The organism is Pseudomonas sp. HD6515, from assembly GCF_024971855.1.
Classification (GTDB): Bacteria; Pseudomonadota; Gammaproteobacteria; order Pseudomonadales; family Pseudomonadaceae; genus Aquipseudomonas; species Aquipseudomonas alloputida.
Map to the genome: position 1 here is coordinate 720,028 of NZ_CP079827.1, position 20,740 is coordinate 740,767.

Annotated in this window: 16 protein-coding genes and 1 pseudogene; all 17 read left to right on the forward strand. The window is 60.4% G+C overall.

Going from position 1 to position 20,740, the window contains the following annotated elements:
• Positions 1–2: 2 nt before the first annotated feature.
• The 17 genes and pseudogenes from KW568_RS03415 to KW568_RS03490 all read left to right on the forward strand — a co-directional run bounded on the left by KW568_RS03415 (position 3) and on the right by KW568_RS03490 (position 20,692).
• Positions 3–440, forward strand: coding sequence for a crAss001_48 related protein (locus tag KW568_RS03415; protein ID WP_259537657.1), 438 nt, complete (start codon positions 3–5; stop codon positions 438–440).
• On the forward strand, positions 437–1,279 hold the full coding sequence (locus tag KW568_RS03420; protein WP_259537659.1) for a hypothetical protein: 843 nt from the start codon (positions 437–439) through the stop codon (positions 1,277–1,279). The genes KW568_RS03415 and KW568_RS03420 overlap by 4 nt, the downstream gene beginning before the upstream one ends.
• Positions 1,280–1,482: 203 nt before the next feature.
• Complete coding sequence (locus KW568_RS03425; RefSeq protein ID WP_259537661.1) at positions 1,483–2,355, forward strand: phage capsid protein; 873 nt, start codon at positions 1,483–1,485, stop codon at positions 2,353–2,355.
• A gap of 36 nt (positions 2,356–2,391) precedes the next feature.
• Positions 2,392–2,853 carry a hypothetical protein gene (locus tag KW568_RS03430; RefSeq protein ID WP_259537663.1) on the forward strand — a complete coding sequence of 154 codons (462 nt, stop codon included), beginning with the start codon at positions 2,392–2,394 and terminating at the stop codon, positions 2,851–2,853.
• A gap of 73 nt (positions 2,854–2,926) precedes the next feature.
• Positions 2,927–3,523 (forward strand): hypothetical protein, encoded by a 597-nt coding sequence (locus tag KW568_RS03435; RefSeq protein ID WP_259537665.1) that lies wholly within the window; start codon positions 2,927–2,929, stop codon positions 3,521–3,523.
• A complete protein-coding gene (locus KW568_RS03440; protein ID WP_259537667.1) occupies positions 3,523–5,673 on the forward strand; it encodes a hypothetical protein in 2,151 nt (716 codons plus the stop codon). The genes KW568_RS03435 and KW568_RS03440 overlap by 1 nt, the downstream gene beginning before the upstream one ends.
• A 9-nt stretch (positions 5,674–5,682) precedes the next feature.
• Complete coding sequence (locus tag KW568_RS03445) at positions 5,683–6,138, forward strand: GNAT family N-acetyltransferase (protein ID WP_259537669.1); 456 nt, start codon at positions 5,683–5,685, stop codon at positions 6,136–6,138.
• Positions 6,128–6,631 carry a hypothetical protein gene (locus KW568_RS03450; protein WP_259537671.1) on the forward strand — a complete coding sequence of 168 codons (504 nt, stop codon included), beginning with the start codon at positions 6,128–6,130 and terminating at the stop codon, positions 6,629–6,631. Before KW568_RS03445 ends, KW568_RS03450 begins: the two co-directional genes overlap by 11 nt.
• Positions 6,631–8,649, forward strand: coding sequence for a hypothetical protein (locus KW568_RS03455; protein ID WP_259537672.1), 2,019 nt, complete (start codon positions 6,631–6,633; stop codon positions 8,647–8,649). The genes KW568_RS03450 and KW568_RS03455 overlap by 1 nt, the downstream gene beginning before the upstream one ends.
• Complete coding sequence (locus KW568_RS03460) at positions 8,646–10,628, forward strand: hypothetical protein (RefSeq protein ID WP_259537674.1); 1,983 nt, start codon at positions 8,646–8,648, stop codon at positions 10,626–10,628. Before KW568_RS03455 ends, KW568_RS03460 begins: the two co-directional genes overlap by 4 nt.
• A 62-nt stretch (positions 10,629–10,690) precedes the next feature.
• Positions 10,691–13,129 carry a hypothetical protein gene (locus KW568_RS03465; protein WP_259537677.1) on the forward strand — a complete coding sequence of 813 codons (2,439 nt, stop codon included), beginning with the start codon at positions 10,691–10,693 and terminating at the stop codon, positions 13,127–13,129.
• Position 13,130: 1 nt separating this feature from the next.
• Entirely contained in the window at positions 13,131–13,469 is a 339-nt protein-coding gene (locus KW568_RS03470; protein WP_259537679.1) for a hypothetical protein, read from the forward strand.
• Positions 13,459–15,087 carry a phage terminase large subunit gene (terL, locus tag KW568_RS03475; protein ID WP_259537681.1) on the forward strand — a complete coding sequence of 543 codons (1,629 nt, stop codon included), beginning with the start codon at positions 13,459–13,461 and terminating at the stop codon, positions 15,085–15,087. Before KW568_RS03470 ends, terL begins: the two co-directional genes overlap by 11 nt.
• A 23-nt stretch (positions 15,088–15,110) precedes the next feature.
• The gene (locus tag KW568_RS03480) at positions 15,111–18,167 is read left to right on the forward strand and encodes a phage tail fiber protein (protein ID WP_259537683.1); all 3,057 of its coding nucleotides are present in this window, start codon (positions 15,111–15,113) and stop codon (positions 18,165–18,167) included.
• A gap of 466 nt (positions 18,168–18,633) precedes the next feature.
• Positions 18,634–18,770, forward strand: a pseudogene (locus tag KW568_RS31020) (Fic family protein); the annotation flags it as partial.
• A 139-nt stretch (positions 18,771–18,909) separates the two neighbouring features.
• Positions 18,910–20,310: a PAAR domain-containing protein gene (locus KW568_RS03485; RefSeq protein WP_003247530.1), complete on the forward strand. Its 1,401-nt coding sequence runs from the start codon at positions 18,910–18,912 to the stop codon at positions 20,308–20,310.
• Positions 20,303–20,692 carry a hypothetical protein gene (locus tag KW568_RS03490; RefSeq protein WP_003247529.1) on the forward strand — a complete coding sequence of 130 codons (390 nt, stop codon included), beginning with the start codon at positions 20,303–20,305 and terminating at the stop codon, positions 20,690–20,692. The genes KW568_RS03485 and KW568_RS03490 overlap by 8 nt, the downstream gene beginning before the upstream one ends.
• Positions 20,693–20,740: the final 48 nt, after the last annotated feature.

Sequence of the window (20,740 nt, forward strand, 5' to 3'; positions counted from 1 at the left end):
CCATGACTCACTACATCGGCACCAAGATCGTCGTTGCAGTAGCGATGAACCGCGCAGCCTTCCTGCAGTACATCGATCGTGCCATTGATCCAAACACTAATGGGGCGGACGAAGGCTACTTGGTGGAGTACACCGACGGTGGCACGCCGAATCATCCAGCACACAAAGGTTTCATCAGCTGGTGCCCCAAGGAGCAATTCGAGGCCGCCAACCTGAAACTGGGTGACATCGGTCACCTTCCGCCTCACCAGCAGCGCGTGGTTGCCGAGTGCGAGCAGCTGGCCGACCGCATCACCAAGCTGGAAGCGTTCCTGGCCACGCCCCTGTATGCCAGTCTCCCCGAGCGTGAACGCCAGCTGCTGAAAATGCAGGCTGATGCCATGGTCGTCTACCTGGGCATCATCAACACCCGCGTTGAAGACTTCGGGGGTGCCAAGTGAACTGGTTCATCCACGGCCGTCTCGGCCATTTCCTGCACCAGGAAGCAGGCGAGGGCGGCGACCCAAGCGGTGGCGCCCCTGCAGCAACCCCGCCAGCAACCACCGTGCTGAACGCTGGCGCCACCAACGACTGGATTCCCGAGAAGTACCGCACCAACAAAGAGGACGGCAGCCTTGATCTTGAAGCATCGTCGCGGAAGGTTGCCGAGGCCTACAAGCACCTGGAAACCCGCATGGGCTCCGGTGATGCGCCACCCAAGGACGCTGGCGAGTACTCGGTCAAACTGGAAGGCGTCGAGGGCTTCAACTGGGACGAGTTCAAGGCTGATGAATCCACTCAGTCGTTTTTGAAGGGTGCCCACGCCAAGGGCATGACCAATGCCCAGGTCGAATACGTGATCGGCGAGTACATGAAAGTGGCGCCTGGCCTGGTCGAAGGCGGCGCCCAGCTCAGCAACGAAGACTGCACCACGGCGCTCAAGGGCATGTGGGCCGACGACCAGACCTTCAGCACCAACGTGAAGGCGTCGTACCGCGCTGCCGAGGCCTTTGCCAGCGCCGAGGGCCAGCCCGGCAACTTCCAGACCCTGATGGCCAAGTACGGCAACGATCCTGACTTCATCGCGTTCACTGCCAACATCGGCAAGGAGCTGGCCGAAGACACGCTGATCAGCCAAGGCGTAATCAGCGAGCAGGACTTTGCGACCAAAACGGCAGACCTGCGCGCCCAACTGGATGCGCTTCCGGCGCATGATCCGAAGCGCGAACAGATCCGCACACAGCTCGACCAGCTCTACGCCGCCAAATACAACAAGCAAGCCTCTCGTCTCGGCGCTTAAGCGCTCCCGCCAAATAGTCGGGATTCCGACACCTCATAACTCCGACCATCACAGGCACCCGGTAGCGATACCGGGCCGGCCTGCGGTGGCGCGCAGATACCCGGAATGCCCCAGGCGAAGCAATGCCGATGCACGCCAGGAATCCCGGCCCGCACAGCGGACACCCGGAAGGCAATCCCTGAATTCGCATTGGAGTGCACCATATGTCTTTCCAAATCACCGAGGCGTTCATCCAGCAGTTCGCCGACAACTTCCGCCACGTTGCCCAGCAGATGACCTCCCGCCTGGAGCGCTGCGTATCCATCGAGCCCAACATCGTGGGTATGTCCAAGTCGGTTAACCGCCTTGGCCAGCGTACTGCGCAACGCCGCACCCAGCGCCACGCTGACACCCCTATCAACGATCAACCGCACTCGACCCGGTTTGTCGACCTGTTCGACTGGGACGATGGCGACATGATCGATGACCTGGACAAGGTCCGCATGCTGGTCGATCCGACCTCGGATTACGTTAAGGCCATGGTGGCTGCTCTCAACCGCGCCAAAGACGACGAGATCATCGCGGCCTTTGGTGGCGGTTCCCGCAGCACCCAGGGCGGCGCCGTGATCCAGCTGCCGAACACCCAGAAGATCGCCGTCGGCGGTACCGGCCTGACCAAAGCCAAGATCATCCAGGCGCGCAAGCTGTTCCGGAAGAACGAGGCAGACAACCATAACGGCGAAGAACTGTTCATCACCTACAGCGCCCAGGCTGCAGCAGACATCCTCGCTGACCCGCAGCTGACCAGCGCCGACTACCTTGCCGGCAAGTTCCTCCAGGAAGGTGACGTGGAAGGTAAGTGGATGGGCTTCACCTGGGTTCCATCCGAGCGCACCCCGTACGACGGTGCAACCCGTCGCCTCTACGCCTGGACCAAATCCGGAATGATCCTGGGCAAGGGTAAGGACGTCACCACGAAGGTTGGCGAGGATCCGGGCAAGGGCTTCAACACCCGCGTGTACGCCAAGATGGCCATCGGCGCCGTGCGTGTTGAAGAGGAAAAGGTCGTCGAGATCTCCGTCACTGAGGCCGCGTAAGCGGCTTCGGTCATCCATTCCTGAAAGGAGCCAACTATGGCAACCGTAAACGCTTCTGTAGCCGCCGCCCGTGCGGCCCTCCCGCAGCAGCTGGTCAAGCTCAACCAGCAGGGCGCAGACGTGCAAATCCTCGTCAGCACCTACACCGTGCCGGCCGGTGGTGTGCCCATTGGGGACAAAATCAAGTGGGGCTCGCTCCCACTGGGCGCACGCCTTCTGCCCACCACCAAGCTCTATTTCGGGGCGGGCGCTGCTTCTTCCACCCTCAACCTGGGCGACACCGTCAGCCAGGCGCGCTATCTGGCCGCGACGTCGGTAGCTGGGGCTGGTAACGCAACCGCTGAGGCGGTCTATGCCAACGGCGGCCTATTCGATGTTGCCGTCGTGGCGCCAGGCCAAGCCACTGACCAAAGCGAACTGTTCTCCACCGTAGCTGGCGCGCCCCTGCAGGCCGGGCAAGTGATCACCCTGGTGGCGCAATACGCCGGCCAGAACTGAGCGCGACTGCCATGGATGGCGTTTCACCTGCCGGGGCCTGATGGCCCCGGTGCTTTTTCAGGAGACACAAAGCATGGCAATGGCAACTGGCGTCACCATTTGCTCCAACGCGCTGTTAATGCTGGGCGCCCAGACCATCAACGACTTTGCCGACCAGAACAACCTCGATCGGGCGAAGCTGTGCGCGAACCTGTACCCCTTCCAGCGTGACAGCATCCTGCGGGCCCACCCGTGGAACTGCTGCATCAAGCGCATCGTGCTGGCGCCACTGGCCGAGATTCCCCCTTTTGGCTACCCGCATGCGTTCGCACTACCGGCCGACTGCCTCCGTGTGCTGGAGGTGGGCACCAAAGACATGCAGATCGATTACCTGGTCGAAGCGCGGCGGATTCTGGCCGACACCTCTGTCCTGGAACTGCGCTACGTGTTCCAGAACGAGGTAGAGGCGACTTGGGATTCCCACTTGGTGGACCTGATGACCGCGGCCATGGCTGCGGTTTTGGCGTATCCGATCACCCAATCGACCTCGGAACGGGACAGCCGTGAAGCCAAGCTGGCCCAGCTGCTGCGCCAGGCCAAGGCTGCCGATGGGCAGGAAGACCCGCCGCAGACCCTCGGCAATGAGCACCTGCTGCAGTCGCGCTTCGGCAATGGCTGGGGTATCCGCTGATGGCCAGGGTCACGCTGATACAGACCAACTTCACCGCCGGCGAGCTGTCGCCCCGCATGTATGGCCGTGTCGATATCGCCCGGTACCAGAACGGCGCCATGACGATGGAGAACGTGTGGCCGGTGGTGCACGGCGGCGGTGTGCGCCGTTACGGCACGCTGCACTGCGGTTCGGCCAAGTACGCAGACCGTGGTGCGATCCTGATTCCCTACGTGTTCAACACCGCTCAGGCCTACATGTGTGAGTTCGGTGACCTGTATGTGCGCATCTACTTCCCGGACGGCACGTACTCTGGCGTCGAGCTGGTGAGCCCCTACAGCCAAGCCATGCTGCGGCAGATCGAGTTCGTGCAGGGCGCCGACACCATGTTCCTGTTCCACCAGGGCGTGGAGATCAACCGCCTGCGCCGGATCACCAATACCGAGTGGAGCCTGGCCCCGGCGCCATTCGTGACCAAGCCTTTCGACGAGCGCGGCATCGACTTCGCCACCGGCATCACCCTGAGTGATCCATCGGTGGGCACAGGCCGCACGCTGACTTCGGCGGTTTCTGCCTTCCTGGCTGCTGACGTTGGCCGCGAGGTCTGGTCAGGCGCCGGCGTGGCCAGGATCACTGGCGTCACCAGCGGCACGGTGGCCACAGTTGACGTGCTGAACGCCTTCCCGTCGGCCAGCCTGCCGTCGTGGTCGATGAAGGGCAGCCCGCAGACCACCAATACCCTGAGCGCTTTCAGCCCCGTGGGCGCAGTGGTGACCATGACGCTTGGCGCTGCTGGCTGGCGTTCCGACGACGTGGGTAAGTTCGTCAAGATCAACACCGGCCTGTTGGAGATCACCGCGTTCACGAGCACAACCGTTGTCTCGGCTGTAATCAGGGTTGCCCCTACGTCTGCCACGGCGGCGCCAGCCAACGCATGGACCCTTGAGGCTAGCGTCTGGAATGCCGTTGACGGCTACCCAGGCAGCGGCACTCTGTACCAGCAACGCCTGGCCGTGGCCGGCTCCCCCAGTTTCCCCCAGACCATCTGGGAGTCTCGCACCGGCGAGTACCTGAACTTCGAACTGGGCACCAAGGATGACGATGCCTTCTCGTTCAACCTGTCCTCCGACCAGATCAACCCAATCCTGCACATGGCGCAGATGAACGCCTTGATCCCGCTGACCTACGGCGGCGAGTTCACCCTTACTGGTGGCGTCGAGAAGCCCATAACCCCAACCAACATCCAGTCGAAGAACCCCTCGGTTTACGGCTGCAACCGAGTGCGCCCAGTCCGGATCGGCAACGAGCTGTACTTCATACAGCGCGCCGGCCGCAAGCTGCGGGCCATGGCCTACAAGTACGACTCCGACAGTTACGGTTCGCCCGACATGTCTGTGCTGTCCGAGCACGCCACCAAGTCGGGGATCATTTCGATGGCCTACCAGCAGGAGCCGGAAAGCATCTTGTTCCTGGTCAGGTCCGACGGGGTGATGGCAACCATGACCGTGGACCGTGACCAGGACGTGGTCGGTTGGGCCCGCCAAGTCACGGACGGATACTTCGAATCCGTGGCAGCCATACCAACCGAAGACGGCGACCAGATCTGGGCGATTGTTCGCCGGAACATCAATGGCCAGAACGTGCGCTATATCGAGCGCTTCGTCGATGGCTGCCAGGTTGACGGCGGGATCTTCGCAACCAGCGAGGCCGGGCAGGCGACCTGGGGCGGCCTGGCTCACCTGGAAGGAAAGACCGTCGATATCGTCGCAGACGGCGTGGTCATGCAGCAGCAGGTTGTGGTCGGTGGCCAAGTCACCATCCCGCGCAATGCCTTCGATGTGCAGATCGGCCTGCACTTCACCAGCACCATCAAGACCCTCACCCCTGAAGTTCAGGGCGGTACCGGCAGCGCCCAGGGCAACAGCATGCGCTGTGCAGAGGTAACCCTGCGCTTCCTCGAAACCACAGGCTGCAAGGTGAACGGCCAAACCATCGCCTTCCGCAACCTTGGCTCCAACACCTTGGACAAGCCGCCACCGCTATTCAGTGGTGATCACCGACTAGAAAACCTTGGATGGGAGCGGGGCGCGTCCTCGATCGAGATCACCCAAGACCAGCCCCTGCCGTTCCACCTGCTCTGCGTCATCAAGAAGATGACCATCAACGACTGAGGAATCACCATGATTCGGCCTGCTACACATGACGATATCCCGCGCCTGGTCGAACTGGGCACTTTGCTGCACGACACCAGCGCCTACGCGAGAACAGGTTTCAACGCCGAGAAGGTCGGCAACTTCCTTGGGCAATTGATTGATGGCCTGGGCGTGGTCTTTGCTGCCGAGGTCAACGGCGAAGTGGTAGGCGGGTTCGCCGGCGCCGTTACCGAACAGTGGTTCAGCGACGACCTGCTGGCCTACGAGTACTCGATCTTCATCGAGCCCAGCAAGCGGCAGGGCTTAATTGCCTTGAAGCTGGTGCTGGCGTTCCAGGCGTGGGCCAAGGCCAAGGGCGCCAAGGAAATTCACATGGGCATCACTACGGGGATCAGCGTGGAAGGTACCTCCCGGCTGTACCGCCGGCTTGGCTTCACCTACATGGGGCCGCTTTTCAAGATGGAGGTAGATCATGGGAATTGAAACCGCTGCAATGGTTGCCCTGGTGGCTTCCACTGCGTATTCGGCCTACTCGTCAGTACAGCAGGGTAAGCAGGCCCAGCTCAACGCTGACGCCCAATCGGAACAAGCGCAGATCGATGCGGACAACGCCGCGAGCGCAGCGAAGGTGCAGGCCGACCGTATCCGGAAACTGGCGCGCAACCAGGCCGGTGAGGCCAATGCTGCGCTTGCTGCATCTGGCGTCGAGGTCGGCGCCGGTACCGCCCTGAATATCAACCAGGAGATCTATCAGAACGCCGAGGAAGATGCGGTGATGACGATCCTGAACGGGGAAGAGCAGCGCAAACGCGGCTACACCGATGCGGCGAACATGTCGATCTACGGCCAGCAGCAGAAGTCGGCGGCGAACTCCCAGGCAATCGGTTCGGTCCTCTCGGCGGGCGCCCAGTACGGCATGTGGAAGGCCAGTGCCAAGGGCAAAAACGGCGACGTAACGCAGCCAGGGGGTAACTGATGGCAACCATTCCAACCGGGCCAGCAGTGCCCCGCGTCCTTCCTGATGCCCAGCAGAACCGCGTCATCACCATGGACACCCGGGCGCAGAACCAGGCTGCCCAGCAGTTGGCCGGTGATGTGCAGCGCACGGCCTTTGGCGTTCTGGAGCAGAAGCAGCGCGAGGATTCTGCACTGGCCCGCGTGAAGGCCAGCAACGCGCTGTTCGAGCGCGAAACCCAGATCAGCACCATCAACAGCGATTTGGCCGAGCAGGTCAGGCTGGGCAGCCTCAGCCACGACAAGCTGGAAGAGGCCTACACCAGCGCAGTGTCCAAGCTTGAACCCTTGCAGTTCAATGGCTTGTCAGAGCCAGAGATCGAGCGGATGGGGCTGGCGCAGCAGCGGCTGCAACTGGCTGGCCAAGAGGGCATCCGTAAATTGGCCATCGGCGCCCGTGCTGACGCTGCCAAGGGCGATTTGGCCACGCGGTTGGACCTGATAGGCAAAGAGGCAGCCATGCCCGGTGTCGATATAGGCAAGCTGAATTCGCGCCTTGATGGTGAGGACATGGACATGGCTGGGCGCTTGGCTTACGGCGAAATGTGGCCGGCCAAGAAGCAGGAAGCCAAGGACGCCAACTGGACCACCCAGGCCACCCAGCGTGTGGTCGCTGCGCGTGATGGCCTCGGCACCTTGCAGCAGATCGAGCACGACCTGACCGCAGCTGACGGCTTCTATGCTGGCAAGCTGGACCCGGATAAGCGCAATCAGCTGCTGAACACTGTCACCGGCCGGATCTACCAGGTGAAGGAGCACGCCCAGCGCCAGGCGGAAATGCGTGAAATGAAGGCCATGCGGGTGCTGGACCAGATGGACAAACAGTCGGCTACCGGTATCCCGCCGAGCGTTGCAGAGCAAACCCGGTGGCAATCAGCGCTTTCTGGTACCTCCTTCGCCGGTGAGTACAACACTCGCATCAAGCAGATGAACGAGGTTCAGCAGGTTCTGCGTATGCCTCTAGCGGAACAGCAAGCGTACATACAGCATCAGCGCCAGCAGGTGGCCGCCAATGGTGCATCGGTTGAGCAGATCAACAACCTTGAGCGGCTCGACCGGGCCGTCACCTCAAACATGCAGCAAATGCGTGACCAGCCTTTGGAGTGGAATGCCACACGTACAGGCACTCAGGTAGAACCATTGGACTTCAGCGGTATTGGCACGCCAGAAGGGCAAATGACACTTGTGGGCCAGCTGGGCGGCCGCTTCGATACCTTGAACGCCATGCGCCGGCAGGTCGGTATCGAAGTCAGTCGAAACCCGTTCCTCCCGCAAGAGGCATCAATGCTAACAACCGCGCTTGAGCAGTTCGACGACGGCACCAAGCTGCAGATACTGGGGGCGATTGCTGGCGCGGCGCCCAGCGGGAATGATCTTACGGGCACGCTCAAGACGCTAGCCGCCGACAAGCCGCCACTGTTGATGGCCGGCCTGGCCCAGGCCCAGCAGCTAAAGGCCTCCGATGGTACCGAGGTGGCCCCCACCATTCTGCGCGGCGCCAGAGTTCTAGCCGATAAGTCCAGCGTCATGCCAAGCGACACGCAAATGAGCGTGGCGTTTGATGCGCTGGCTGGCCAGTCCATCCCGGCCGGCACCCAAGAGCGGGAGCGGGCATTCGGCGTGTTCAAGTCCCTATATGCTGGCCTGGCAGGACCTGCTGGCGTTAAACACGAACAGAGCAGTGACCCCTTGAATGAGGAGGTAGCGGCTAAAGCCATGGACATGGCCACAGGCGGCATCACGAACTATGCCGGGTCCAAGGTGGTAAAGCCCTACGGCTGGAGTGACGGCCGATTCACTGACTCAGTAGACAGCCAACTCCAAGGGTTCGCTGAGAGCACCAAGATCCCGCTCACCTCGCTTGAGCGTTTGCCGCTCTCGCCAGTACCTGGGCGCGATGGATCCTATTACTTGATGAATGCAGGGCGCCCCCAAGCTGACCCGCAGACCGGTAACCCTATCGTGGTGAAACTCCAATGACCTGGCTGAATGGTGCTGTAGACGATTCCGACATTCTCAACCGCCAGCAGGCGTTAGAGTTCACCAGCGAGACTCCGCAGCCTGGGTTCTTACAAGGCAGCCTCGACATCATCGGCCCTAGTCTCAAGCGTGGCGGTATTGAGGCCGTCAATAGCATCGAAGCTGGGGTCGTCAACCTCGCTGGTACTGAGGTGATGAGCACCATTGCCACTGGCATGGGTGCCGGTTATGCCCCCGGGTTCGACGCTGAGAAGCATGCGGCCGAGGCTGCGAGAGGGGCGGAAGAGCTTTCAGCAGAAATCGGTAGAGACACCGCCGCATCAGTGAAAGACCTTCGTCCTGACCCCGTAGAAGTCGGTATGGCTGGCCAGGTCATCGGCGAGCTTGCGGCGGTTCTGCCGCGTGCAATTGCTGGTTCGGTAATTGCGGGTCCCGCCGGTCTATTCACTGCCGCAGGTGCGCCGGCAGGTTACTCGCGTACTCAGGTCTCTACGTCGGAAGGTATTGACCCTGAAACTGCTATGAAGCTTGGTGCAACCGAGGGCCTCACCATTGGTGTTGGCGCAGTTCTGCCGGCAGCACGCTTTGTGGGGCCGGCGCTTGGTGATGCCGCCATTGCCGTAGGAGCGAACGTTGGCCTCGGGATTGCGCACAGGGGCGCCTCGGCCGAGATCCTGCGCGCCAATGGGTATGAGGCTCAGGCGGCTCAATACGAGATGTTGAACAAAACTGCCTTGGTCACGGATGCGGTGTTGGGTGTGGCTTTCTTTGGCGTTGGTCGTGGATATGTAGGGAAAAGCTATGGGGCAGTTAAGGAATTTGCCGGGCGTGCTGCGGAGAAAGTGGGCCTTAAAAGGCCTACACCTGACCAGGTCGACGCCGCGCTAACTGACCGCAACGCCCAGCACGCTGATATCGACACTGCTCCAGGCCTGGCGGTTGATGCTCGATCGGCCGTTGCCCACCAGGATGCTCTGGCTGCTGCCATTGCATCGATCAACCGCGGCGAGCCGGTCATACTTCCAGATAGCATCCACAGCGCTGAATTCCTCCGTAGGAGCGAGGCACCCGCACCTAAGGTACCGACCCGCGATGAGGCACTGGCAACTGCACGGGAAGAACTTGAGCCGGCAATCCGCACTGATCTGGAAGGGGAGGTTGCGGGCTTGCTGCCCAACGTAGCGGACGTGCGCACTGAGCTCGCCAGCGTGCAGCGCACCCTGGGCGACCTGGACGGCACATTCCGCGAGCGGGCCCGGCAGGCCCAGGGCGAAGGCATGAGCCGCAAGAAGGCGGAGGCTGCCGCCCGCCAGGAGATCGCGCAGGAACGTCAGCAGCTTACCGACCGCATTACGGCGCTGGAGGATGCTCTGCAGGGCAACCGTTCCGGTGAGCTGGCGCGGGGTGAACTGGCAGCCATTGCACGCGGTGAAACCCCGGAGCGCCTGCAACCACGGATCGAGGCCAGAGCCGACGAGATCATGCGTGGCTTTGACCGTTCGCCCTTGGCTGCTGGCGTTGCTCGAGCAGGTGAGCGGCTCACCCCTCGACAGCTGAACGAGCGGGCAGCGCGGGAAGAAATCGACACCCTGATGCGCGAGCATGAAGCGACCTTGCCGCGTGAGCCTTCCGCCACGCCAGCATCAAGACCTGGTGAAACAGCGGCGGCCAGACCTGCAACAAATGCAGCGGAAAGCGGAACACCACGGGCCGAAAGCGAAACAGCGCAGGCCGCTGCCCCAGCAGCTCGCGAAGGTGGCGAGGCTCGCTCAGATGCCGAGCCGCCAGAGTTGCAGGTGCTGCGCGACACAGTGGCGTGCAACCCGGAAGCCGTGGTGAACACCGGCTACGATGCCGATGGCAAACCAACCACGGCTCGGGCTGATGAAGTGCTGGCAGAGATCGAGGCCGAGCATCAGGCCGGTACCCGCGAAGCCCAGTCATACCTCGCTGCTATCACCTGCATGCTGAGGTTCTAAATAGTCGGGAAACCGTCTATCCCCCGCCCATAGGCTTGCTCCATTCCCCCAGGAGCAAGCCCATGCGCCCCGAATGCATCAGAGAGGTGGAGCAGGCTATCGGCCGCCCCCTCAAGAACTCCGAAGCCCAGGCAATCGAAGACAAGATCAGCTTCCACATCCGTGACCTGGCGCGCACCGACCCAACCAAATTCAGCTCAATGACCGATGCCCAGCGCCAGCTGGCTGCCGCCCAGGCAGCAATGGCCGATCACATGGCATCCGTCGACAAGGCCGCGCAGCGCAAGGGGCTGAACCTTCTCGCACAAACCCGGGAGCTGGCCAACCAAGCTGATCGTGCCGTTGTGCTGGGTGGCAAACAGCCCTTCACCTCCGCGCTTTTTGAGCGCATGCGGCAGATAGATAACCGAATCAAGGGCGAGCGCAACCGGGCTTTCAGCTCGATCATGGACGTTATCGATGCAGCGGCTCCACGCTTCCTCGGCATGATCACCAACAAGGCCGCCGAGCGGGATTTCGTGCATGAGGTCTTTGGCCAGGACACCGGCAATCAGGTCGCCGCCAAGGCGGCCAAGGCCTGGCGAGAACAGATGGATGCCTTGCGTGAGCGTATGAACAGTGCCGGCGCCAAGATTGGTCGCTTGGATTATGGGTGGCTGCCGCAGCCTCACAGCCTGGTAAAGGTGCGCAACGCCACACCGGACGCCTGGGCAGCCTTCGTGCTGAACCGCTTGGACCGCCGCCGCTACCTCAACGAGGACGGCACGCAGATGAACGACGCCCAGGTGACGGACTTCCTACTAGCAGCCAACGAAACGCTGCGTACCGATGGGCTGAACAAGATGACGCCAGGCTCTGGCCAGGGCGCGAGCCGTGCCGGAAAGTTCGACGAAGCCCACCGGCAGATCCACTTTCGTGACGGTGATGCCTACCTGGAGTACATGCGCGACTTTGGCCCGACCTCGGTATTTGAAGCCATGCAGGGCTCGGTGCATGCCCAGGTCAAAGACTCGGTATTGATTGAGCAGTTCGGCCCGAACTCGTCGCAGACCTACCGCCTGCTGCTGGATACCGCCCGGGTCAAGGATGGCATCGGTGATGGGTACTTCTCCGGCACCGAGTTTGGCGCAACCCCGGACATGGTCTGGAACGTGCTCAATGGAAGTTTGGGTGTTCCGGTTAATGCTCGGTTTGCTGAGTTCAACCAAGGCATTCGGAACTTCATGGTAGCGGCCAAGCTGCAGGCTACGCTGATTGCCTCTGTGGTCGGCGACCTTCAATCGCTCGCCATTACCAGTGTTTATCACGGCCTCCCCTTCGGGAAAACGCTTGTCAGTGCAGTGAAGAGCATTTCAGCCGATTACCGTGCCGAAGCTGCCCGCATGTCGCTGGGCATGGACAGCATCACCAATGATCTGGTGACGTTCCATACCGACAACCTCTCGGCCGGCTGGACCAGCAAGCTTGCCAACGCAACCATGAAGATGACCCTGCTTGAAGGCTGGACCACTGCCATGCGGCGTGGCTTCTCCGTGCAGATCATGTCCCGCATGGCGACGGACACCCGCAGCGCTTGGGGGGCTGATCCGAAGCTACAAGCCCGGCTGGAGCGCTATGGCATCAATGAAAAGGACTGGGAGGTATGGCAGGCAGCGCAGCCAGAGGATTGGCGCGGCCAGCAGATGCTTACGCCTGAGTCGATTGGCAGCCTTCAAGGCTTCAGCACGAAGCAGAAGAACGACGCCATCGGCAAGCTGCTGGGTTATATCCAGAACGAATCCGAGTTCACCTCAATCCTCCCGGGCTTGATGACCCGAGCAACCATGCGGCAGAACACCCAGTCTGGCTCGCTGGGCGGGGAAGCTCTGCGCCACCTGACCCTGTTCAAGTCTTTCGGCGTTGCCATGTTCGAGAGGCACTGGACCAGGGCAATGCAGATTGAGAGCACGGCCGGGCGCCTGGCCTATTCGGCATCCCTGTTTTCGGGCCTGCTGATGGCTGGTGCAGTGACCAATCAGCTCATGGACATCATGAACGGGCGTGACCCACGCCGAATGGACGACGCCAAGTTCTGGGTTCAGGCCATTCTGCGTGGCGGTGGCGTTGGGATCTTGGGCGACATAATGAATACCGGGCTGGGCGGCGATAACCGTGGCGGTCAATCGAACCTTACAGGCTTGCTCGGGCCGGTCTATGGCACCGCTGCCGACATTGGCCTGACTGCCGGCAGTGTCTTTAAGGAAAAGACCGAGCCTGCCGATGTGGGGGCGAACCTGTTGAGGATCGGTTACCAGAACACTCCATTCATTCGTAGCTGGTACACCAAGGCAGCTTTCGAGCACGCAGTCTTCCATGACATGCAAGAGCTGCTTTCGCCAGGCTATCTGCAGCGCATGAAGCGCAGGGCCAAGAAAGACTTCGGCCAGGGCTTCTGGTGGTCGCCTGGCAAGGCTGTGCCGGAGCGCGCCCCGAACCTCAACACCGCAGTAGGAGGCCGATGATATGCGCGACGATCAGATCGTAAGACTGCAGGCGCTGACCGAGCGCCTGGGCGAAGTAGTCATCACCGAGGTGGACCCGCACCAGTGGCCCGGTGCCGACAAGCCGCCGGCCGAGCTGACCCAGCAGGAGCGAGGCGACCGCTACTGGTGCAAGAAGAACGCTGCGGCCACCATGACCTTGCTGCTCAAGGTGGTGAACATCGCCGGCATCCTGAACCGCCAGAAGCCTGCGCCGGACGCCGGCAAGGAGATCGACGAGCTGGACGGCGAGCTGGCGGCGGCAGAGCGCGAAGCCCAGGCCATCATCGAGCGGATGCAGAAGGGCGGGAATGTCCACTGAGCCAGAGAAGAAAGTAAGCCTGCTGGTCTTCTTCCTGATTTGGGCAAAGCGGATGCGGTGGGAGGTCCCGGATATTCACGTCCGGGCGCTGATATGGCTGGAGGCCAAGGGCCATCTGGCCGTTTTGCGTTGTTTCCGGGGCTTCGGCAAGTCCACCATCCTGGCGATTTACAACGCCTGGCGGTACTACAAGGAGCCAGCCTTCCGGATCCTGCACCAGTCCGAGGCCGACAACACGGCCTACAAGACCAGCCGCGATACCCAAAACGTCATCCGCAACCATCCGCTGACCCGCCATCTGCTGCCACCCAACCAGGGCACGGTCGAACAGTGGTGGGTTGAAGGCGCTGCCGACTTCCGGAACGCCAGTATGTTTGCCAAGGGCATTCTGTCGAACGTCACCTCGGCCCGTGCTGACGAGTGCCAGAACGACGACGTTGAGGTGCCCAGAAACATCGCCACCCCGGAGGCCCGGGAGAAGCTTCGGTACCGCCTGGGTGAGCAAACGCACATCCTGGTGCCCGGTGGCAGCAAGCTGTATATCGGCACGCCGCATACCCATGACAGCCTGTACGACGAGATCGAGGCCATGGGTGCGGACTGCCTGACCATTCGCATGTTCGCCCAGGAGCACAGGATTCAGCTGGCCAAGGAAACCCACTACACCCTGCCGTTCGTGCCGGAGGTCGTGTTCTCTGGCATCGGCAAGCATGCCCGCGTGCTGATCGAGGGCAAAGACTTTCTGCTCAAGGGGCTGCAACTGGAGTTCCTGGAGGCCCCGGGCACGCTGATCGACTGCTATGCAGGCAGCGCCTGGCCCAAGCGTTTCGACCTTATCGAATTGCAGAACCGCCGGGTGGAAACCCGCACCATCAACGAATGGGATAGCCAGTACCAGCTGCACAGCAAGCCGGTTACCGATGTACGCCTCGACCCGGCACGCATGATCCCTTACGCCATCGAGCCGGAAATCCGCTACGCCAACGGCGCTTGCGCCATGTACCTGGGCACCACCCAGATCGTCGGGGCCGCGGCGTACTGGGACTGCTCCCTCGGCAAGATCAAGTCGGACGCGTCGGCTTTCTCGCTGATCCTGACCGATGCCCGTGGCCAGCTGTATTGGCAGGTGTGCAAAGGCCTGGAAGGCGAGATCGCCGAGTTCGATGAGCGTACCGAGAAGATCACTGGCGGGCAGGTGAAGCAGGTCCGCGACCTGGTCATCAAGTACCAGATCACCCGTGTGGTAGTGGAGACGAACGGCCCTGGCGGTTTCGTCCCGACCATTCTGCGCCAGGCCCTCAAGGGTACGGGGTGTGGTGTAGGGGAAGAGCACAGCAGCACCAACAAGCAAAAACGCATCCTCGACGCCCTGGAGTCGCCACTGTCGGCCAGCTTCCTGTGGGCCCACGTGGACGTGCTGCGCGGCCCGCTCTGGGACCAGATGCGCGACTTCAACCCAGCGCTCACCGATCAGGATGATGACTACCTCGATTCTGGTGCTGGCGCTATCGCCCAAACCCCTGTGCGCATTGGCCGGAACGTCGGGAAACCGACGGAAGTACGGCGGGACGATTGGCGCACCAACGCGGGCGTGCACGAGGTGCAAGTCGACTACTAGCCCGCCAGCACCAGGGGGCCACCATGGCAGTTCCAGCAGGACCAACAGAAGCACGCTACGTCGGGAACGGGGTGACCAACAGCTTTACCATCCCATTCCTGCTCATCTTGCCCACCGATCTCGACGTCTTCCTCAATGGGGTAGAGCAGACGTCGGGATACGTCATCACCGGCGCAGGCAATCCCACCAGCACCATCACCTTCACCACGGCGCCAGCAGTCGGCGCCGATGTGTACCTGGTCCTCAACGTGCCGTTCGAGCGCCTGAACGACTACCAGGAGAATGGTGATTTCCTCGCTAGCACGGTGAACCGTGACTATGACCGGATCTGGCAGGCGCTCAAGCAACTGTACCGTGGTGCAGTGCGGGCGCTTACCCTGGGTTCTACTGATGTGGACGGTCGTGGATGGTACCGCGCCAAGGGCAATGGCATCCGTGATCTGGCAGACCCGGTTGCCGAACAGGATGCGGTGAACTTCCGCTTCATGCGGACGGCCATTGAGCAGGCTGTTGCTGGCGTGGTCGGTGGCTTCGGCTGGTTTATCCAGGCTGGTGTGGGCGCGATTGTCCGGACGTTCCAGGAGAAGATGCGCGAGCGCGTCAGCGTGTACGACTTTGGCGCCATCGGTGACGGTGATATCCACCCGCTGTCCGAGAGGTTCGGATCAGACCTTGCTGCAGCGCAAGCCCAGTATCCGTTTGTTACATCTCTCACTCAGTCCATAGACTGGGCCGGGATCTATGCCGCCCAGCTCACTGGCAAGCCAGTCGATTTCGGTCACGGCATATTCTTGTGTAGCGACGAGCTTTTGCCTTTTGACTCAGGGAAATGGTTCTATGCCCCGCCAGCGCTGGATACCTGGGAGCATCTAGACCCGAGCGTGCCCAAAAAGAATAGTTCTGGTACGCACATTATTTTCTATGGTGCTGGTGCCAAGACCAGGACGCTCTATGGCGTCACCGACATGCGTACCGCTGGCGGCGTTCTGGATAACCCTGATTCGGTAAACGCACTGGACACACAGTATTCACTAGAGAGCTTTCATAACGACGATGCGGCAGATGGCGTGCCGTCTACTCTCCGGCAATTCTCCTGCGGTATTTATGTTAAGCCGAACGCTCAAAATGCCGGCATCAAGAACATCCGAATTCACCCGAACTTCGATGGCATCGACGGCTATAACGATCTGATGACCACCGATCTTGGTGACCCTTGGGATGTCGGCATATTCGTCGACAATGCCCCGTTCTTCAACTTGGAAAACTCTCAGGTTGTTGGGTACTGGCGCATAAAGGGCATGCTTGTAGCGTGCGCGACACGCACCGGTGTTCAGGGCAAGAACTTCTTTACCAGGATCAAAGGCAGCGTGATCCAGGCCGGCTTGGCTATTCGTGGCGGTGACCAGTCCAAGGTGGTGGCCATCACCACCACCACCATCGACATCCCTTGGGCTGACAACCACCCTTATCCGAACTCGGGTTCGGTCAACACCCCGAAAGGCTCGTTCGCGTTCACCTCGACCAACAAGGTCACAGGCACCCCGAATGGAACTGTCCTGCGCTTCAACAACGTAACCCCTGACCCAGTAGCTGCTGTTCTGGGCAACGGGCCGGTGCGAATCAGCTCGGGCTCAGGTCTTGGAGGTATGTCGATCAGCGAATCGGTGATCACCGGGCTCGACCACAGCAGCATGTGCCTGGCATCCAACCCGCTGATTGGGCTTGGCGTATCGAGTGCCTTGGAGATCAGCGGCACTTTCCGCCAGATATGGATCGACAAAACCTATATCCAAACCCGTGAGGACGTAGTCGGGCATTTCCATGCCATTGATGACCTTCGCCTGTCGCAGACCCAGTTCGAGGCCAACGATTTCAGGTTGGTCCCTGGTGGACCGTTCTCGCCTGTGCATGGTGGCCGCTTGATCTGTGCCCCTCAGGACATTGCCAACCCGCTGGCCACCGCCACTGGCGATACGTCGATCTCCATGTATCAACATCACACGGCCCCATACGTGGACATGTTCCCTTACGTGCCTCGGGCTGCCGGTAGCAAGTTCAGCTCCAGCTTCGCTTTCTTCAAGCCGCGCCGTTTCCAGTATCCAGACTTGCAAATTCCTGACAGCGATCATTTGGACGTGCAGGCGCTTGAAACCCAGGACATTCGCATCCGGATGGCAACCAGCCGTGCAACTTTCTTCCAAGACTCGAACAACGTCACGAAGGTGACGATTGGTTCGTCTGGCAGCATTTCGCTTGCAGCGGCAGCTCAGATTACTTACGGAAATGCTGCGGCTTTCCTAAACATTGCGGCGGGCCAGGTATACAGCATTCGCCACGGTACAACGCTCCGGTGGCAAATGACCGCTGCAGGGTCGTGGATTCCAGGGCAAGACGCGGGGCAGAACTTGGCTGCTGCGGATGCCAGGATCAATAACTCCTTCTTCGCGGTGGCCCCTACGGTTAGCTCGGATCGCAACCTGAAGAAGATTCGGGGCATGCTGAACGACGCAGAGTTGGCTGCTTGCGAGGCCATCCTCCCTCAGGTCTATCAGATGCTCGACATGATTGATGATAAAGGTGAAGACGTGGCCCGCCTGCACTTCGGATACATCGCGCAAGATGTTCAGCAGGCCTTTATCGACCAGAACCTGGATCCAGCGCGTTACGCCCTGTGGGGCGAGGATGCTGTCACCAAAAAGGTGAAGAAGAAGGTGAAGGTTGAGCGCCAGAAGATTGAAAAGGTTCGTGAGCCGCGTGAGCGTATCGAGATTCGCGACGGACAGCCGGTGCTTGTTCATGACCTAGAAGAGGTCGATATCCCAATCAGCGTGCAGGTCCCGCTGAAGAACGAGGACGGCAGCCAAGTCCTGGATGACAAAGGGCACCCGCGCTATGCGAGCGTGCCGGTCATGGAAGAGGTCGAGGAAGAGATCGAAGTCGAAGAACCCGATGGGCTCCGGCAGAGCCTGCGTTACACCGAGCTGCAGGTGCTAAAGGAGGCGTACCTGTGCACGCTCATCTCGAAACAAGGTGGACTGATCGAGGCCCTGGAGCAACGCGTCAAGAGCCTTGGAGGCTGACCGCTTCCCGGTTCGATGACGCAACCGGGAGTCGAACTGACAGGGTAATGAGATACGGGTATCCTGCAGTTCGACTAAGGCCAGCCCAAGGCTGTAGTGAGTGGCCAGCGTGATGCCAGAAGTACAGTGATCAGTACATTGGCTTGAGGCCCTGAAAGCAAAGGCCAGCAAACACGGATGTTTCCGGCTTAGATTGGGTGCCTGTCTCCGGCACCAGAATCAGTTGGCCTATGGCGATTTATCGCTACCTGGCACCAATAGAAGCCCGCCTTGTGCGGGCTTTTTTGTTCCCGCTTTTTCCCCAGGGATCTGCGTGTTTTTGACTTAACGGTTCGCAGTTTTCCACTTAGGGTTGGACGTATTTTTAGATAATGGTTAGCTGTCGATCAGGTTTTGGCCAGTGTTTACGGGGTGAGACCCGAAATTTTTCTAGATAATGATTTTCCCGTTTAAAGATAATTTTGAGATGCCCCAGTTTTCTCACCACGACTGCAGCTACTGAACCCATCCGTCGACTCGCCGCTGGTTGACGCTCTGGCCGAGCTCGAATTTCTGCGCAGGCTGAGGCTGGAAGGGGACGACGGCTTTTTTCAGACAGAGTCTAGTTCTCAAACCGCTAGGTCGTGCCTAGTCCTAAATCCGCGTTGCTCGTAGGAATCGTCTCGTTAGCTGCTCGAGGCCTCATTTGCCCCTTCTTAGCTGTTAGGTTCTTTCGCTCCTACAGTTCGAAAGGGACTCTGAAATGCGCGTCAGTCTGGATGGGCTTGGCCAAGCAGTAGACGGTGATGTGACCACCACAGGTGCGATTTGCATCGCTACCGGGGAAGGTTACCTCGACGAGGGACGAATGGTCCTGAGGATGGGGGATCCCACCACACCTTGTCCACTTTGCGGGCTGGAAGGAAAGGTCGTCGAAGGGGTGTGGCACTTCATCTCGGATGGCCAGCCAGTCGCGATGGATGGCGCGTTAGTTGATTGCGGTTGCCCAGAGGGTAGCAACCGGGTGGTGGCGCCTTTAGGGGAAATGCCCCCGCCGCGGCTGCCGGTTGCCGTACGCACTAGCCTCACACCCGCTGGCCCTGGGAGCTCTAGCGCTTTGGCAGGGGCTTCGCCCGCCATGGTTGGCGGGTTGCCTGGGCAGATGCAGCCGGGATTCTATGTGGTGCCCCGGAGCATGTCGTTCCCGCAGATTCTGTTGGAGCTGGCTAGCCATGATTCAACCTTGCCCATTTCGTACCTGCAGCGCCTGAACCCGACTTTCGAGCGGGGGTTCAAGGCAGGGGAAATCTTCGTCATCGGCGATCCGGATAACGGTTATGCCTGCACTCAGGAGGAGGGCCAACTCATGGCGGCCGCCGAGCGCGCGCGACGTTCCTTGGCTGTACTCGATTTTGCCGAGTCAGATTTCATGATGGAGTATCAGGCTGAAATTGCCGGACTGCTTAGTGACGCCAGTCTCTCCATGGGGGTGGGTAAGGACATGATGGACCACGGCCTCCGGCAGCTTCGCAGCACACTTGGCAACATCGAGCGTTTGCATCAGCAAGAATTTCTGCGCCATGGCCATCTGAATAGTCCATCGTTCTTCGCCGAACGACGGCTGTTATTGGAGCAGCTAGATGGTCAGCTGAAGGCGACTTTTCTAAATAAACATCTGAATCTAGGGGCCTACGAGCGGCTGAAGAAAAGCTTGAATATCTCGACCAAGAGTCTTGTGCATCATTGGTCAAAAGCCGGTGGGCCAGGGCAGATTCCTGGGTACGCCACATACTTGGACAAAGTGGCGAAGCTTAGTAAGTACCTTCGGTATGGTGGGCATGTCGGAATTGGCTTAGGTGGTACATCTTCCTATCTGAAAGTCCAAGAGGCCTGCCGTGCAGGGGAAACCGAAGCCTGCAAAAAAATTCGTTTGTCTGAGGCAGGTGCTTTCGCTGGGGGGCTGGCGGGAGGGATCGTGGGTGGCAAGATTGCTGGGATCACTGCGCTCGCTGTATGTGGGGTGTTCTCTGCTGGTACCGCGGGTTTCGGGGCGCCGGTATGTGGCATTGCGCTGGTCGGGGGAGGGGCTTTTGCTGGGAGCATCGCCGGTGCGGAGGGCGGTGAGCAAATGGGCGAGCTAATCTACGAATCACATTATGACTGAGTTCGAGAGTTGGCCCGTGTGGCTGAAGTGGATAATGCTGGCGTGTCCGTTCGTGATCGCGTTGGCCGGTTGTGCGGTCAGTGCATTCATCGCGGGTACAAGAAATTTCACTGTTGCAACCTCGGCTATCCAAAGTCATCCCGGCCTGGAGCAAATGAAACTGTTTTTGGGCACGCGGCGCTTTGGCGCTCGGTGGCTGCTGATAACGTTTCTTTGTGGAATACTCATTTGGCCTGGCGTACATATGCGCCGAGGGCATCTGGACATCGAAGAGCTAGAAAACTTCCCTGCAAAACTTAAGTTGGCTCTACAGGTATCCACGTGGCTGACGGCCTTTGGCTTCGCTTGGATGTGGGTGACCTATGGATTCATCAAGGCGTAGCCGTTCCACCCCCCTGTAGGAGCGGGTTTACCCGCGAACGCGGGCGAA

What these genes read in the sequence shown, in the direction of transcription:
- KW568_RS03415 (WP_259537657.1), top strand. Translation starts at nt 3, where the DNA reads ATGACTCACTACATCGGCACCAAGATCGTCGTTGCAGTAGCGATGAAC.
- KW568_RS03425 (WP_259537661.1), top strand. Translation starts at nt 1,483, where the DNA reads ATGTCTTTCCAAATCACCGAGGCGTTCATCCAGCAGTTCGCCGACAAC.
- KW568_RS03430 (WP_259537663.1), top strand. Translation starts at nt 2,392, where the DNA reads ATGGCAACCGTAAACGCTTCTGTAGCCGCCGCCCGTGCGGCCCTCCCG.
- KW568_RS03435 (WP_259537665.1), top strand. Translation starts at nt 2,927, where the DNA reads ATGGCAATGGCAACTGGCGTCACCATTTGCTCCAACGCGCTGTTAATG.
- KW568_RS03440 (WP_259537667.1), top strand. Translation starts at nt 3,523, where the DNA reads ATGGCCAGGGTCACGCTGATACAGACCAACTTCACCGCCGGCGAGCTG.
- KW568_RS03445 (WP_259537669.1), top strand. Translation starts at nt 5,683, where the DNA reads ATGATTCGGCCTGCTACACATGACGATATCCCGCGCCTGGTCGAACTG.
- KW568_RS03450 (WP_259537671.1), top strand. Translation starts at nt 6,128, where the DNA reads ATGGGAATTGAAACCGCTGCAATGGTTGCCCTGGTGGCTTCCACTGCG.
- KW568_RS03455 (WP_259537672.1), top strand. Translation starts at nt 6,631, where the DNA reads ATGGCAACCATTCCAACCGGGCCAGCAGTGCCCCGCGTCCTTCCTGAT.
- KW568_RS03460 (WP_259537674.1), top strand. Translation starts at nt 8,646, where the DNA reads ATGACCTGGCTGAATGGTGCTGTAGACGATTCCGACATTCTCAACCGC.
- KW568_RS03465 (WP_259537677.1), top strand. Translation starts at nt 10,691, where the DNA reads ATGCGCCCCGAATGCATCAGAGAGGTGGAGCAGGCTATCGGCCGCCCC.
- KW568_RS03470 (WP_259537679.1), top strand. Translation starts at nt 13,131, where the DNA reads ATGCGCGACGATCAGATCGTAAGACTGCAGGCGCTGACCGAGCGCCTG.
- terL (WP_259537681.1), top strand. Translation starts at nt 13,459, where the DNA reads ATGTCCACTGAGCCAGAGAAGAAAGTAAGCCTGCTGGTCTTCTTCCTG.
- KW568_RS03480 (WP_259537683.1), top strand. Translation starts at nt 15,111, where the DNA reads ATGGCAGTTCCAGCAGGACCAACAGAAGCACGCTACGTCGGGAACGGG.
- KW568_RS03485 (WP_003247530.1), top strand. Translation starts at nt 18,910, where the DNA reads ATGCGCGTCAGTCTGGATGGGCTTGGCCAAGCAGTAGACGGTGATGTG.
- KW568_RS03490 (WP_003247529.1), top strand. Translation starts at nt 20,303, where the DNA reads ATGACTGAGTTCGAGAGTTGGCCCGTGTGGCTGAAGTGGATAATGCTG.